Below are 15,342 nucleotides of genomic sequence, written 5' to 3'. Positions count from 1 at the left end.
GGCAAGCAGTGATTGCTTGGGGGGAAGGCGTGATGAAGGTCTATCAGCGTGCGTTGGCGGCTTTTCTCGCGGCCGTTGTCGGTGTATCGATCTGCCAAGGACCGGTGCGCAGCGCCGAGGCGGCAGAGCTCACGTCGGTGCCGGTGACGAGCTTGCCGCTGATGCCCGGCGGTCAGGCTAAGGACGGCCTCGCTCCAGGCCGCACGGACGCGGACTTCCGGCCGGTGGCCGGCAATGACCGCAGCAGTTCCAGTTTTGACGTCCGGCGCTCCAGCGTGATCCGGCGAACGCAGTACACCCAGGAGTACCGCAACCCGGACGGAACCGTCACCGAGCGCAGGTCGGCCACACCGTTGAACATGCAGGACGCCACCGGCCAGTGGCAACCCATCGACACTAGCTGGCGGCCAAGGGCCGGCGGCCGGCTGGGCACGGCCAGACATCCGCTGGATCCGACGTTCGCAGCCGACTCGGCGGACCCGACGTTGGTTCAGGCCGGTGTGGGCGCGGCCCGGGTCAGTTTCGCGCTCGAGGGCGTGGCCGCGAGCAAACGCACCACCGACGGCGAGACGGTCGGCTACCCGGGCGTTCGTCCCGGCGTCGACCTCCGCTACCACTTGGGGCGGGGGTCGGTGAAGGAGACGGTGGTACTGCATCAGCCAGGAGAATCGAACTGGCGATTCCGCGTGCGCACAGCCGGGCTCACCCCGGTCGTCACCAGGGATGGCGGGGGCGTGGAGTTTCGCGACGGGGCCGACAGGCCGGTCATGGTCATGCCGCCGGTGGAGGTGTGGGACTCGGCGGGCAACGGCGATTCGGCACCCGGCATGACCGGTGGCCGGTATGAACTGGCCAAGGACGACCAGAGCTGGTTGCTCACAGTCGAAGTGGACCAGCATTGGCTGAAGGCGGCCGAGCGTAAGTATCCTGTGTTCGTCGACCCCACCTTGTCCTATGTGGACCTTCACCAGGCTTCGTGGCGCACCGATGGGTACGACTGCGAGAATTGCGGCCTGCGCATCGGTAACAGCCAGGCCAAAGGAGACACCTACAACAGGTCGGCGTTCCGGCTGGACCTCGGCACGATGATGGGTCGCAACGTAGTCGGCGCGCGGGTGGACGTATGGCGCGAGCCGGGAGTGACCGGATCCACCAAGAGCTGGCCCGCCGACCTCTATCACACCGCAACCCTGGACTTCAACGGGCTGGGCGCCCATATGGCGAGCGCGGTGATCGGTGAGTCCGGCCAGTTCAGCGACCCGGAACTGACGCACTTCCTGCGCCATCTGGTGTCGGTCAACTCCAAGGACGTCTGGTTCACCCTTGTCGGTGCCGAAAAGCCAGGCACCTGGACCTACAAGCACCTCGACGTCCAGCTGCTGGTCGACTACGGCAGCGCCCCGCTCGCGGCGAACCTCGTCAGTCCCGCGGACCGGGCCGTGCTCACCGACACCAGACCGACGCTGCAGGTCACTCCGGTACCCGACAAGGACGGTGAGCAGGTTCGCTACTGCTTCAGGGTGGCCACCGGCGCCGATGCGAACTCGGGCATGGTGGTCGAGTCCGGGTGTATCGAAAGTCCGACATGGACGGTGCCGGACCGGATACTCAGGGACGGGGTCGCCTACACCTGGCAGGCGTGGACGACATCCAATCTGACCACGGTCAGACCGCCGTGGGTCGGACACTTCCGGATCGACCAGCGAATCGGCGACGACGGGCCGGCACCCACCGACGAACTCGGCGGCGCCGAGGTCAACCTGGCAAACGGCAACGTCGCGATCACGGCGAAGTCGCCGTCGCTGCCGACCGTCGGCGGCGAGGCCGGGGTGACGTTCTCCTACAACTCCCAGCAGGTGACCCCACGGGGGCTGACCGCGGAGTACTTCAACGACATCAACCACAACCAGGCGATCGACGACGGTGTGCAGCCGTCGCTGGTGCGGCTGGAAGCAGCGGTCAACATCGACTACGGCACCGAGTCGCCCCAGGCGCCCGCGCTGCCCGCCGACTTCTGGATCGCCCGGTGGTCGGGATACTTCGCCGCACCTGAGAGCGGCACCTACCAATTCGCGGGGGTGCACGACGATGCGTTCAACGTGTGGGTGAACGGGCAGCAGCTCTACCGCGGTGGCGGAGTGTCGGCGGTGAACTGGGCACCCGAACAGGCGATCGGCTCGGTGACCATGACCAAGGGGCAGCGCATCCCGATCAAGATCGAACTGGCCGAGCAGCAGGGGGCCGCGATCGCGCGGTTGTTCGTGCGCACCACTGACGGCGTCACGGTTCCGCCGCAGCCGGCGAACCCCAGTTGGTTGTTCACCGACGACCTGCCGCCGCTGTCGGAGGGGTGGACCCTGTCCGCGGATCTGGACGGCGGAGGCGAGGGCTACGTCTCAGCGCAGCAACTCGACCAGACCATCGTGTTGACCGACGCCACCGGCGCCAAGCACAGCTGGACCAAAAAGTCCACCGGCGGCTACACCCCGCCTGAGGGCGAGGACGGCATCCTCGCCCTCAACACGGACGGCAAGATCACTCTGCACGACGGCGACATCACCGTGTTCGGCACGGACGGCAGAGTGGAATCGCAGGCCGCGGCAGTCGACGACCGCAAACCCGCGGCGCTGCAGTACGTCAACGACGGGGCGCCGCGACGTCTCAGAGAGATCCGCGACCCGGTCTCCGGGCGGGCGATCAGGATGCACTACAACAGGCCCGGCGACAGCTGCTACACCGGTCTCACCCCACCTCCTGGTGCCGACAGCGCCCCTCCCGCGCAGGCGCTGTGCCGGCTCGCCTACTGGGACGGTCGGCAGACCGTCCTGTGGTACGCCAACGGAAACCTCGCCCGGATCGAGGATCCGGGCGGCGAGGTCACCGACTTCGGATACACCGCGGACGGTGTGCTTGAGCGAATCCGTGAGCCGCTGCTCAACGACTGGGTCGCCGCGGACTTCCCGAACCGCGGCTCGCTCCCCGGCATCGCGACCGAGATCGCCTACGTCAAACACGATGGCAAGAACAAGGTCTCCTCGGTGACCGAGACGCCACCGGCACCAGGGCAGCCCCGTCCGGCACACAGCTACCGTTATGTCTCGGCGAACGAAACCCAGGTCGACGCCGCAGGCACGGCGCCGCCCAGCGGGTTTGACCGCAAGGTCACCTACGACCAGGCCTACCGAACCCTGTCCGATGTGGACGCTACAGGGCGGGCCGTACGCCATGAATGGAACGCCAGGGACCTGCCGACGGCCACGATCGACTCGGCCGGACGCAAGTCCACCACAGTCTACGACCACGTGGACCGGGTCACCGACGAGTACGGCCCGGCCCCGGAGTCCTGCTTCGTGGGCCAGCTCCCCAAGCCGGAGTGCCAGGTCACCCGCGAACAGACCGAGTACGACAAGGGCGGTCTCGGCAGCTACGGCCTCGCCGCCGCGTACTGGAACAACAAAAGCCTGACTGGCGCGCCGAAGTTGCACGCGACCGGAGTGGGGGACCTCGCGGCCCGGCTGATGAAGAACTGGGCGGATGGTGCACCGGCGGCGGATATTCCAGCGGACTACTGGTCAGCGCGATTCACAGGCGAGGTCCTGTTTCCCGCAGCGGGAAGCTACAAGATCCGGGTGCTCGCCGACGACGGAATCAAGTTGTGGCTGGACGACCAGCTGCTGCTGGACGACTGGATCGTCACCCCCGAGAAGTGGCGCGAGACGACGGTGCAGATCCCTGGTGCGAGAACCGCCCAGCGCTTGCGGCTCGACTACTTCGACGAGGTATCGGCCGCCAAACTCGAACTGCACTGGACCAAGCCGGACGGAACCAGCGAGCCGATACCGGGACAGCAGCTGTGGCCACGGTACGGGCTGACCACCAAGGTGACCGAGCACGACGACGGCGGGGCGGCACCGACTGTCACCACGGGGACCGCGTACGCCGCGCCGCACCTTGGACTGGCGACCGCGCGCACGGTCGACCCCGGACGCGGAACGGGGATGAACCTGCAAACCCGCACCGAGTTCGAGACCAACGGCTACCAACGGCGCGTCTCCAGCAAGCTGCCCGCGGGCAACGAGTGGAAGTACACCAGCTACGGAGATACCGAGACCCGAGACAACCCGTGCACATCCGAATCCGACCCCGCACCGCAGAACGGTCTGGCCAAACTCACCGTGGCACCGGCACCCGCGACCGGCGCCGGCCTGACCTCCGAGGCCGTCTACGACGGCAGTGGCAAGGTCGTCGCGACCAGGGTGAACGACCAGGCCTGGACCTGTCTGTTCCACGACGCACGTGACCGGCTGGTCAAACAGGTGACACCCGCTCACGGTGATCAGCCAGAACGAGCGGTGACCACCGTGTACGCGGTCGGCGCCGACCCTCTCGTCACGTCGGTCTCGGATCCGACCGGCACCATCACCACCACCGTCGACCTGCTCGGACGAGTGGTGTCCTACGTCGACAAACACGGTGCAACGACCACCACGGCCTACGACCAGGGCGGCCGACCGGTCAGCGCCCTGACCACGGTCAACGGGGCCACCAGCCAGGTGATCTCCAGCTACGACGACGCGGACCGGGTGACCTCGATCCGTCTCGACGGTCAGGTGGTCGCCACGCCCACCTACGATGCGGCGGGCGAACTGGCCACCGTCGGTTACGGCAACGGCACCGCTCTGTCCACCATCACCCGGCACGGCTCGGGGGAACTGCTCTCACTGACCTGGGGGCTCGCCGCCGACCGCAAGGTGACCGACACGGTGACGAGGTCGCGCGGCGGCACCGTGCTGACCAACACTGTCGCCGAGAACGGCACGACGGCCGCGTCCTACAGCTACGGCTACGACGCGGCTGGGCGCCTGGTCACCGCGAGCATGCCGCACCACGAGCTCACCTACCGTTTCGACAGCACCGGCGGTTGCGGTCCGAACACCGCGGCAGGCAGCAACTTCAACCGGACCGCGTTGCTGGACAGCAAGAACGGTGCGGCACCGGTCACCACCAGCTACTGCTACGACAACGCCGACCGGCTGCTCTCTGCCTCCGGCGGCACCCAGTTGCAGGTCGGCTACGACAGCCGCGGCAATGCCACCACCGTCAGCGGAGACACCCTGACCTACGACGGCGCCGACCGGCACGTGCGGACCACCACGGCCGCCGGGACCACGATCAGCTACACCCGTGATGCCACGGACCGCCTGGTCACCCGCACCGTCAGCACGCCCGGTCAGCACAGCGTCCACAACCTCGGCTACACCGGCGGCGGGGACACCGCCGACCTCGTGCTGGCCACCGGGGGCGGACTGGCGGAGCGGATCCTGTCCCTGCCCGGTGGAGTACTGCTGGCCAAGTCTTACGCCGACACCACCAGCCGCTGGGCCTACCCGAACATCCACGGCGACGTGATCGTCACCGCCGACCAGGCCGGCGCCAAGACGGGTGGAATCTTCAGCTACGACCCCTACGGCCAGCAGATCGCCCCAGGAACGGGCGAGTTCACCACTATTCCCGTCCAGCCCACCGGGGGCTTCGACAACGGCTGGCTCGGGCAACACCAGCGCCCCGTCGAGAACCTGTCGGGACTGCAGGCGATCGAGATGGGCGCCAGAACCTACCTGCCGGCGCTTGGCCGCTTCCTGCAGGTCGACCCGGTACCGGGCGGATCGGCGAACGACTACGACTACACCAACGCCGACCCCGTCAACACCTTCGACCTCGACGGAGAATGCGCCAAGAAGAAGCGCAACAAGAAGAAGTCCAGATGCAAGGACCACCCCAAAGGCGAAGCTCCACACCTGAGCGGCAAGCGGCAGAGTACAAAGGAGAAGCACCAGGCTGGACAAAAGGCCAAGAAGATGTCCAAGGGCGGCGAGAAGGGTGACAAGCGCCGCTCCTACGTCAAGTCCGGTAAAGGTGGCGGGAAGACGCAGGCCACAAAGGGCGGTGGGCGCGCCAATCCGTCCGCGTCTGCCGAGTCCCTCCGGAAGTCGCTCAACAGCATCGTGAATTCGCTGCGGAGGCTGCTCAATGCGCTCAACGGACTGGCAGCGTTCTTCCGGGTGCCCATGGCAGGCAGGGTCGGCGGTGCCCGGTCCAGCGGAGGTGGAATGGGAGTCGACGGCAGCCGGGGCGGCGGCAACGGCCGTGGCGTTTACGGCAGACCTGGCCGCAGCGGCGGTGGTGGTGGCAGGATGCTGATCTACTGAGACAAACCAGACTGTCGCTGTAGGGTGTCGGCGCGTTCCCTGCAGCGACAGACAGGACGGGGCCGTCGTGAGCGCCGAGGAACAACTCGATCCGGAAGAATGGCTTGAGCTGGGAGACCGGTTGGCCAACGATGATCCGCAACGGTCGCTTCTGGCCTATCAGCAGGCGGCAGAACAGGGCGGCTATTGGCTGACGTACGGAAATGCGCTGAGCAACAGCGGCAAGATCGCCGAGGCTATCCAGGCATACACGCTCGCGCTGGCGGATGACCCTGCGATCGCGCACCGCAACCTCGGAATCGTTTATCACGACGACCTCGAGGACATGGCGTTGGCGGAGCAGCATTTTCGTCAGGCGGTCGAAGCGGGTGATGAGGTCTCCAGCCGGTTGTTGGGCGAGGTGCTGGTGGATCAGGACCGTCCGCAGGAAGCGATCGAGTTGCTGGAGTCCGCGCGGGCGGGTGGCGACCCTCGAGCGCTGGTGTCACTGGGCTGGGCGTACAAGATGACCGGTCACCTCCCCGAAGCCGAGGCGGCGTTTCGCGCCGCACACGACATGGACCTCGACGAGGAGACCGTCCTGTACCTCGGGAACCTGCTACAGGAACTCGGCCGGCTGGACGAGGCCGCGGCCCTATACGAGCAGGCACTGCGCGCTGGCAACGACGCTGTGCTGGTCAACCTGGGCAACGTCCGCTCCGAGCAGGGCAGGCCGCACGAGGCGATCGCCTTCTACCGGGAGGCGATCGCCTCCGGAGATAACGACGGCTGGAACAACCTCGGCCACACGCTCCAGCACCTTGGCCACCTCGAAGAAGCACGCGAGGCTTACACCACCGGAGCCGAACTCGGCGATACCGTCGCCGCCGCCAATCTGCGCGCCCTCAACGAACCTGGCTACCGCTAGCAGCGCCCAACTCCCGTGCTGTGGTCGTTGCGGCCATCTACCTACGCACAGTGAATACGATAGCTTCCGAACGCCCTGGTCTTGTATGAACGCGCGCTCGGCCTGGAGCCGATTCTGGCCATCTGGAGCGGCGAAGCCGTCTACTGGCGGCAGCGTCGGCCGGAACCGACGCGGAAAGCGAGGCTGCGATCTCTCGGCGTTCCCCTCCCTGTCATTTCCGAAAAACTCGATCTCAGCATGTCAGCTGTGAAGACCGTCGGTTGCGACGGCAGGATCACGATGCCGCGGGCGGCATCGTGATCCTCGACCGAGTTCCCGCTCGGGCAGTGCTGGGTGAGCCAGGTATAGACCATGTCCGGTGGTGCCACCGTGTGCAGCTTGATTCGCCGAGCGGTCATCGAGATGGTGGCCACCGAGCCTTTCCTGATGGACGCCACCAGCAGCATCACGACGAGAAGGACGACCACGGCCACGACCGGGAAGAGTACGAAGAGGTTTCGGTTCGTTGGCTGCCGGGACATCACGCCACGAGCGCACTTCCTGAGATGCTGTCCGTGCTGCGGATGCCGCTCATGGCATCGCCAAGACCAAGGGGACAGCAGTGGGAGAGGCTTTGTCGTCCGACGACGGGTTGTGGATGTCCCGATGGCCGGATCGCCGGCTGGCGCGATGGGTGGCCTTCTATCTGGCTTTCCAGCGCAACGCACCGGTGCCGGAGACACGTACTGTGGGCGCGCTGAACTCGGTCGTGGTGGTCATCGATCTGGAAACGCCCGTTCGCCATCAGGTGGGCGGCTCACCGCTCGCGGCGGAGTCCCCGGTCGTCGGGCTGTCGACCGCGCCGCTGACCTACACGCGGGTGGGTCGGGAGCGCGGGATCATCGTCGAGCTGACCCCGCTGGGCGCGAGAGCGCTGTTCGGCCTGCCACTGCGGGAGATCAGCAATGCCAGTGTGGGAATCGACGATCTCCTGGGCGGACGAGCCAGGCTTCTGCGGGAAGAGCTGCAGGAGGCGCAGGAATCGCACCAACGGTTCCGGATCCTCGATCGGTGGTTGGCGAGCGTGCTCCTGGATGGGCCGGAACTGCCCGAGCCGGTCGACCGCAGCTGGCGCCACCTGACCATGTCGGGCGGTGCGGTCAAGGTCGACGATCTCGCACGGCGGGCCGGTCTGAGTAGGCAACATCTGTCCACCCGTTTCCACCGGGAAGTCGGGTTACCGCCGAAAGCCGTCGGGCGGATTGCCCGATGTCACCACGCGATCCGACTCTTGACGGGCACTAATCCGCCACCGCTGCCGCGGCTCGCCGCGTCCTGCGGATACACCGACCAGGCGCATCTCAACCGTGACTTTCGCCTGCTGATCGGTCGCACCCCGACAGCGTTACTGCGGCCGGGGAGCGTGACGGACCTCCATCTCGGCAGCCTCTTCAGCCTGCACCCCACGCCACTGACCGGCACAAACCTTGAAGCAGGCCGCCCGCTTCTCTAACGGCGACGACGTCGAGGCGTTCAGCGGCTTGCCCCACCGAGCCCGAGACCTCGATGCCGCCGGTGGCGCACGTGCGGAATTACGCTCTGGTCAGCGGTTGGCGGCCAGATCCGACCAGCTGCCCGCGTCCAGCAGGGCCAGTAAGTCCTTGGCCATCTTCCTGGCGGGGCTGCCGTCCGACCAGTCGCCGGCGACGGTACGCAACACATCCGCCGCGTCGCGGATCTCGCGCTCGACCGCCTCTGTCACCTCTACAGGCCGCCCATCGTCGTCCTGGAGGGTGTACCCGGGCTCGGGCGCGAAGCAGCCCCACCAGTCCAACAACACTCCCAACGCCTCAATGCGTGGTTTGCCTGGCAGGTTGTGGATGACCTTGAGCAGCACATTCACTGCCGGGGCGGCGGCCGGGTACAGCGTCCCGCGATGGTCGTTGCCGACGGCGTCGACCAACCGGCCAACTGCCAAGGCGGCACCGTCAGCCGACACCGCCACCGCCAAATCCTGGACAGCGCCAGCGGCCGCCTCCGGCCGATACCAGGCCGGCCCAGGCACTGCGAACCAATCCACCGTCGTCCACGCGTCCATCGCACCAGCGTACGCACGACATCGCGGCTGTCAGGCATGGTGCTCACCATGCGGTTCCCAGCCTAAGCGGACATGGGCTCGAACAAGCCCGCGAAGTCGGGCGACCGAGATGGGTAAATGTCGGTGAGACGAAACAGCGTTAGTGAGCGTCTCTGCCGTGTTGGTGTTCCTTGGTTACGAGGCGTCTGTGTTGTGCGGTTCCGGAGAGGGGAGCGACTTCACGCTGTTGCGCGTGAACTCCTGGAGCTCTCTGGGCCATCCCCTGCTGAAGTTCGCGCCGCTGAAGTCGGGCGGCCGGAAGAAGGATGTGGCGGTGAAGCTGGCGGTGTCCAGAAATGCAGAATTGGCGAAAGACGGCGCATGCCGCTGAAATTCCGCGTGGTCGAATTGGGTCGAGCGGGTGAAGGTCGCTCCCGCGAAGGTGGGGCCAGACGCGAACGTTGTGCCGATGAAACTTGCATCCTTGTCGAACGTTGCTGTGTCGAAAACGGCTGTTTCCCCTTGGAAGCTGGCTCCGTCAAACTTGGCGTTGTGGCCGAACGTCGTGTGGTCGAACCATGCGACGCTGTGGAAAACGGCGGCAACGAAGTTCGCTGTGGCGGTGAACGTCGCATCGCTGAAACGGGCGTCGCGGTCAAATGTCGTGATATCGAATCTGGCCGGGCCGGCGAAGGTAGCTTTGTCGAACCTGGCCTGCGCGACGTGACAATTGGTGAGCTTCCACTCGATCAGTGTGGCCCCGGTCAGGTCGAGGTCGATATCGGGCCAAAATGAGACGTCCGGGTTGTCCGAGCGGCTGCCGGGCCGGAGGTGCGTGGCAAGGATGCGTTGCGCCGCGAGGCGGACCTCTCGCTCTTGAACGCGTTCTTTGTGGTCCTGGAGCAGGGCGTTGAGAGTCTGACGATCGCACTCGTCGTCGGTGGGCGGGTCGCCGGGGAGTGTGAAGGGCATGCGCAGGTAGGCGCAGATGACGTTGACCACCGTTTGTCTGAGGTGTGGTCGGTCGGGGTTCTCCTGGGCGAGGCGTTCGAAGGCGTACAGACCACCGAGGCGAACTGGTGCTTTGTCCGATCCGAGCTGTTCGGACGCTTTCGTGTACAGCTCGGTGACGCGGCGTGCCGCGGCGTCCTCGGCCGTGGTTTGCGCTACCTGCTCCTGGAGCTCGAGGGCGCGTTCGCGGTTGTCCAGGTCGGCCTCGGTCGCACGTTGGCGGCGTAGCGCCAGGTACAGGCCGAAGGCGCCGCCCAATCCGATACCGATGCTCAGCCCGACCTTGATCGCATCGAGTCGTGCTGATGCGAGGTCTTTGCCACTCAGGCCCGGGGTGGTGAACAGGAGCATCGCGATCGTCGCCGATGCCGCGAGCAGCAGGCCGAGCATGAATCCGAGCAGGATCTTCCACCACGCGATCGGTTCAAGGACCGGCCTTGCGATGGGGGTCCCGCCTTGAGGAAGCAACGGTTTCCAGGTCACGGGGGCATAGTCTTCCGATCGGCGCATGTTGTGACAACAACCCCCGGGCCGCGGCTGGCGGCCGCGGCCGAAGTCGGACCGGTGCAGGGGTGAGGCTCGCTGGGAGCGCAGGGGCACGGGGCTGGCTGCCTGGGCTCTCGACGTTCAGGCACCCCGCAGCAGCTTTGTCCTGGTGCGGCGGCAACAGCACCGCCGTCTTCGCACATTGTGGCGACGAGACGGTGACCATCGCGCCTGTCAGCGCTACAGGACGACCGGCACTCGCTGATCGCTCAGTCGTTCCGCGCTGAGTGGAGAACCGGGTTCATCGCGGCGAGCACAGTGGCCGAGTTTCTTGAGCTGGTCCTGGAGCACCCGTATTGCATTGAGCATGTTCAACCGTGTCACCCTCGCGAGATCGGCTGACGGCTACGGTATGCGGATGAGCGCGTTGCCGGAGCAGCCTGTGGTTCACGAGTCGGGTATCCCGATGTACCTGGTACGCGAGAGGAGCGGGAGGGTCGAGCAAGGCACCCGCGACTCGGTCGGCGGGTGGCCGATCCTTCCTGTGGGAGAACCGTGGCCGGTGTGCTTCTGCGGTGAACGGATGGTGTTGTTCTTCCAGGTCGACATTCCGGTCGACGTCGCTGTGTTCGGCGGGGAGCATCTTTTGGTCTTCCAGTGTCCCGTGCACAACGACGCGGTCGGCGCCGACGACGGGTCCGAGCGGTTGCCGGAGCAGTTCTGGGACCAGCCGCTAGGGAGCGATCACAGTGAGGGCGCGTTCTGGCGGATCTTGCTTCACCGCGACGACACCGACTCTGCCGGTGACGCGGAGTCGTACCTTCAGCCGCGCCTGCTGGAGCTGAGCCCGGCGACCGAGCGGATCACGGTGTGGTCGCTCGGAGACGCGCTGGTGGACGATCGGCCCGCGGATGAGGTGTTCGCCGCTCGGGGAAACGGGGTGGACGAGTTCAAGGTCGGTGGTGTCCCGTGCTGGGCGCAGGAACGCGAGAACTACGTTTGCCCCTGCGGTGAGAAACTGTCATTCGTGTGTCAGGTGCCCGAGGACACCGGATTCGACAAGCACCCGGACCAGCCTGCCCAGAACTTCACATTCAACTCCGACCAGTACGGCCTGTTCCTCGGCAACATGCTCTACATTTTCGCGTGCCCGGCGCGGTGTCACCCCGCCGCAGCATGGCCGGTAACCCAAAACTGACCATCCGAACGGGACAGTTGGGGAACTGCTGGCCCGTGTGGTCCGAGGCCATGGGTCACATCCAGGTCAGTGCTCCGCGCCGGAGATCGTTCGCTTCGAGGACACATTTACCTGGACTGACGGCCCGTCTCGAGCAGCTGAGGCACACATCTGGTTCTACGAGTCGGCGCGACGCCTCGGGATCAGCCCTGCTCGCAGTGGGCGGGCTCGGACGGCTCCGCGACCACAGCGCAGTCCCCTCGCGGGACGTCTGACGCCTCGACTTCCAGGGATCGCTCTGTGGAGGTGGTTCAGCCAATCAGGTCGTGGCGTATGCGGCACCTTGACGAGCTTGGGACCGCCTGCCAAGCTGGCATGTGACAGACGAGCGAGACATGTCACATGGGGGTCTGATGGATATGGGGCTTTTGGTCTGACGGCGGCCTCCGCCGCTCAGTGGTCGTCGTGTGGCGGCGGGGATTCTGCTGTGTCGGCGATTTGAAAGTGTTCTTTTCCGTCGGCAACACATGCGTGTCGCCGACGGCATGTGGTCGTACGTGCAATATGCGCAGAATTGGCGCGCCTTGAAACAGTGGAAAAGAGCCGGCGGGTGGGCGCCCGTCGATGCGGAAAGGTGAAGTGTGTGATGTCGATTTCGGTGAAAGCGAGAAGGGTTGCGGTGGTTCTGGCGTGCACGCTGGGCGCCTCTACTGGGCTGTTCGCGGGTACGGCGTCGGCGGATGTTGAGGTTGTATGCAATGCGTACTACTGCAACTCGACGAAAGGCAAGAACGGCACCATTGAGAGGGTGGACGCCCTGCGTGGTGACCTGATCATGGATACGACAGGGTTTTTCGAGGTGTTTCTTCCCGACGGCAGCAAGCGCACAGGGCCGACGAACAGGGAGCGTAACCATCTTTTCTACATCAACAAGACTTTCAAATCGGGTTTGATCTGCCTGCGGTACTTCGAGCGCATCAAGCCAGGGGTCTTCCAGGAGCAGGGCAAGGCGGCATGCACCAGTATCCCGATCGACTGACTCAAGCGTGGTGTCCGTGCCGTACGGCAGTGCGCTTAGCGATGCCGTGATGGCTGAATAATCAGGTTTCTGCCGGATGGTGACGCCATTCGGTTCACGTCAAGGGGGATTTCATGCACAGATTGATGCGCGGGGCGCTGGTCGCACTCAGCGCTGCGGCGCTCGCCGTCGTCACACCCACAGCAGGCGCCTCGGCACAGCCGGATAGCGCTGCTGTTCCGGTCACCGCGGCCGCGTACACGGTGAGTCCCGGTACGTCGGTGAACGTCAATGCCCGGGTGGTGGTTCTTCCGGGCATGACGGTCCCGTTGTCGATCACCTTGGGCAACTACAGCGCGACACCGTCCCAGGCCAGGGTCCGCTTCCGGGCGAAATGCATCACCAAGGACATCGACTTCCTGACGGTCTGGTCCGCTCCTCAGGTCGTCACCGTCCCGGGCGATCCCGCCAACCCGCCCAAGGGCGGTAAGGACCTCAAGACTGTCAGTGCCAGCATCACCCTTCCTGCGACCTGCGCTCCTCAGCCAGACAGCGGACCCATTTCCCACGACGGCGATTTCGCCGCCGAGATGGGGCCCGCGGTAGGCGAGCCGACCGGGCTGAAGCAGTCACTGTTCTGGATCGGGAAACCGTTCACCTATACCAACTATCGCTACAACCTGGAGCTGCAAACACACGGCGCACCGGCCGAGTCGGCGGCACACCACACGCTTCCCCGCAAGTTCGAAGCGAAGTTCAACAAGGCCGGTATCCCGACCATCCATGATCCGATCTATCTGCGCTGGTGGTGCTCACGACCCGGCGTGCCGGGGAACCACCCCAGCAAGGCGGCCGAGTACAACGCACTCTGGGATACGTTCTTCGCCCAGAAGCCGAATCCGACTGCGGCCGAGGTCCTGGCCTACCGCGCATCGATCCAAGGCAGGTACACCTACACATGTCCGCCCAAGACCGGACTTACATCCTCGAGGCTCGATCTGCAGACGATGATGTCTGGGTCCTGATCGAGCATGACGGGCAGCCCGCGCCGGTGCCGTGGCTGCTGCCGGACGGGTCTGACGTCTTCCAGCTGATCGACGACGGCCACACCGAGCGGCTGGGTTTCGTCCCTCGGTTCGTTCACGCGAACCACGGGACACGGCTCGGGGACCTGCTCTGGACGACCGGCGACACCAAGATCGCCTCCCGCCGCTTCCTAGAGGTCCTCGCGTCGATCGAGGCCACCGGATACCGCACCTTCCCGGTCGACGTCGTCGACCGGGAAGGCCGCGCCCTGGGCGATTTCGTCGGACTCGCCATCGAGGACGGCGACCCCGGTAAAGACCTGCACTTCTCCCACGGGGCCCAGTTCTGGGCCTTCGCCGCCTCCGGTCGTGTCGTCGACGCCCTCACCCGGGCCGGCGTCACAGACCTCTCCATCACCCCACGTCGGGAAACACAACAAGACACGACCGGGCCCTAGAGGTCAGGCACCGCCTTCCCAGGCGTCGGAAGTCGGTGCCGCAGGTGTACTGGGCGCTCATCTCGGGTGGATGGTTCCTGCATATGGCTCATACGCGGGCGGCCCGCGTACGGCCTGGCTGTCTACGGCGGGTGAGGCTGCGGAGGTTGGCGTCTATGCAGCGATCACCTGCCTGCCGCTGTCCTCTCGAATCGCCGTTTGCCGCGTTGGTCGTTGACGGTGACACAGTGCGGTGCGTTCGCTGTGCAGTCGTCGCCGCGGCAGAGGCCGATCGTCTCCAGGTTGGTGTCGATCGCCACGTCCGGGCGAAGGCGGGCGGGATCCAACTCGATCGTCACCGTTGTGCCGCAACCCCGGGGCCCGGTGAAGGACTCGGGTGGGCCGATCGGGCGCAGGCCGGTCAGTTCCTGGTGTAGGCCGTGCCCGTCCTGCCACACCGTCACAATGGTCCGACGGCTCAACGCCGCGGCCGCCGCTAGTGTCCATCGGTCCGGGCCGAGCAGCGACCCGAAATAGCCGCTGCCCGGCACCTGGCAGGACTTGGCGCGGCAGAGTTGGTCGTCGGTGATCGAGAAGGACAGGTCACCGAGGATCTCGACGTCCACCACGGGACTGTGCGGTTCAGCCAGGTGCGGTGCGGGATGGATGGCGTGGCCGACGACGACCCGGACGACGTTGGTCGGCAGCCGCGAATCGTCCAGGGAGACACCGAAGTACATCCCCGGCCAGCGACGAACGGACGCGTCGAACTCTAGGACCTCGATCTCCGCACTGCCGTATTCGCCTTCCAGCACAGCGCAATGCTACGGCGTCAGACCGGGAGGACTGCCGCGGTGATCAGACTGCAGGCGCTGTGCTGATCGGCGCCGACCTTCTGCCACGCCTGGGAACACGACGTCGATCCCGACGCGCTGACGTTTCCTCGCGCGAAATGTCACGACGACAAAATCCTCGCAGCAGTGCGGTTCCAGCTACCGGGTGCAGCACGCGATATG

Annotated in this window: 11 protein-coding genes; 7 read left to right on the top strand and 4 right to left on the bottom strand. The window is 65.8% G+C overall.

The window, feature by feature from the left end; genetic code table 11:
* The first annotated feature begins 32 nt into the window (after nucleotides 1–32).
* The gene (locus AORI_RS63745) at nucleotides 33–6,209 is read left to right on the top strand and encodes a PA14 domain-containing protein (RefSeq protein WP_051552903.1); all 6,177 of its coding nucleotides are present in this window, start codon (nucleotides 33–35) and stop codon (nucleotides 6,207–6,209) included.
* A gap of 67 nt (nucleotides 6,210–6,276) precedes the next feature.
* Nucleotides 6,277–7,116 (top strand): tetratricopeptide repeat protein, encoded by an 840-nt coding sequence (locus tag AORI_RS63740; protein ID WP_016334885.1) that lies wholly within the window; start codon nucleotides 6,277–6,279, stop codon nucleotides 7,114–7,116.
* 140 nt (nucleotides 7,117–7,256) lie between these two features.
* Here the strand turns inward: AORI_RS63740 and AORI_RS63735 are convergent, their stop codons facing one another.
* Nucleotides 7,257–7,589: a hypothetical protein gene (locus AORI_RS63735; RefSeq protein ID WP_123798481.1), complete on the bottom strand. Its 333-nt coding sequence runs from the start codon at nucleotides 7,587–7,589 to the stop codon at nucleotides 7,257–7,259.
* 140 nt (nucleotides 7,590–7,729) lie between these two features.
* Here AORI_RS63735 and AORI_RS63730 point away from each other — a divergent pair, with 140 nt between their 5' ends.
* Nucleotides 7,730–8,608 (top strand): helix-turn-helix domain-containing protein, encoded by an 879-nt coding sequence (locus tag AORI_RS63730; protein WP_228688160.1) that lies wholly within the window; start codon nucleotides 7,730–7,732, stop codon nucleotides 8,606–8,608.
* A 90-nt stretch (nucleotides 8,609–8,698) separates the two neighbouring features.
* On the opposite strand, the gene AORI_RS63725 is transcribed toward AORI_RS63730, so the two are convergent.
* Together AORI_RS63725 and AORI_RS63720 are read right to left on the bottom strand one after the other, a co-directional pair.
* Entirely contained in the window at nucleotides 8,699–9,193 is a 495-nt protein-coding gene (locus AORI_RS63725) for a hypothetical protein (protein ID WP_016334882.1), read from the bottom strand.
* A gap of 174 nt (nucleotides 9,194–9,367) precedes the next feature.
* The gene (locus tag AORI_RS63720) at nucleotides 9,368–10,666 is read right to left on the bottom strand and encodes a pentapeptide repeat-containing protein (protein ID WP_051552902.1); all 1,299 of its coding nucleotides are present in this window, start codon (nucleotides 10,664–10,666) and stop codon (nucleotides 9,368–9,370) included.
* 421 nt (nucleotides 10,667–11,087) lie between these two features.
* Here AORI_RS63720 and AORI_RS63715 point away from each other — a divergent pair, with 421 nt between their 5' ends.
* From AORI_RS63715 to AORI_RS63700, 4 genes are all read left to right on the top strand, one after another.
* Nucleotides 11,088–11,867 (top strand): hypothetical protein, encoded by a 780-nt coding sequence (locus AORI_RS63715; RefSeq protein ID WP_228688159.1) that lies wholly within the window; start codon nucleotides 11,088–11,090, stop codon nucleotides 11,865–11,867.
* 625 nt (nucleotides 11,868–12,492) lie between these two features.
* The gene (locus AORI_RS63710; protein ID WP_043848904.1) at nucleotides 12,493–12,885 is read left to right on the top strand and encodes a hypothetical protein; all 393 of its coding nucleotides are present in this window, start codon (nucleotides 12,493–12,495) and stop codon (nucleotides 12,883–12,885) included.
* Nucleotides 12,886–12,998: 113 nt separating this feature from the next.
* Nucleotides 12,999–13,889 carry a hypothetical protein gene (locus AORI_RS63705; protein ID WP_043848172.1) on the top strand — a complete coding sequence of 297 codons (891 nt, stop codon included), beginning with the start codon at nucleotides 12,999–13,001 and terminating at the stop codon, nucleotides 13,887–13,889.
* A 26-nt stretch (nucleotides 13,890–13,915) separates the two neighbouring features.
* Nucleotides 13,916–14,347 carry a hypothetical protein gene (locus AORI_RS63700; protein ID WP_016334877.1) on the top strand — a complete coding sequence of 144 codons (432 nt, stop codon included), beginning with the start codon at nucleotides 13,916–13,918 and terminating at the stop codon, nucleotides 14,345–14,347.
* 164 nt (nucleotides 14,348–14,511) lie between these two features.
* Here AORI_RS63700 and AORI_RS63695 read toward each other — a convergent pair whose 3' ends face one another.
* The gene (locus AORI_RS63695) at nucleotides 14,512–15,141 is read right to left on the bottom strand and encodes a hypothetical protein (RefSeq protein WP_016334876.1); all 630 of its coding nucleotides are present in this window, start codon (nucleotides 15,139–15,141) and stop codon (nucleotides 14,512–14,514) included.
* Nucleotides 15,142–15,342 lie beyond the last annotated feature (201 nt).

It is taken from the genome of Amycolatopsis keratiniphila (assembly GCF_000400635.2).
Taxonomy (GTDB): domain Bacteria; phylum Actinomycetota; class Actinomycetes; order Mycobacteriales; family Pseudonocardiaceae; genus Amycolatopsis; species Amycolatopsis keratiniphila.
Note: the sequence above shows the minus strand (reverse complement) of the source record. Positions and strands in the feature narration are given on the sequence as shown.

What these genes read in the sequence shown, in the direction of transcription:
- AORI_RS63745 (WP_051552903.1), top strand. Translation starts at nt 33, where the DNA reads ATGAAGGTCTATCAGCGTGCGTTGGCGGCTTTTCTCGCGGCCGTTGTC.
- AORI_RS63725 (WP_016334882.1), bottom strand. Translation starts at nt 9,193, where the DNA reads ATGGACGCGTGGACGACGGTGGATTGGTTCGCAGTGCCTGGGCCGGCC.
- AORI_RS63715 (WP_228688159.1), top strand. Translation starts at nt 11,088, where the DNA reads ATGAGCGCGTTGCCGGAGCAGCCTGTGGTTCACGAGTCGGGTATCCCG.
- AORI_RS63710 (WP_043848904.1), top strand. Translation starts at nt 12,493, where the DNA reads ATGTCGATTTCGGTGAAAGCGAGAAGGGTTGCGGTGGTTCTGGCGTGC.
- AORI_RS63705 (WP_043848172.1), top strand. Translation starts at nt 12,999, where the DNA reads ATGCACAGATTGATGCGCGGGGCGCTGGTCGCACTCAGCGCTGCGGCG.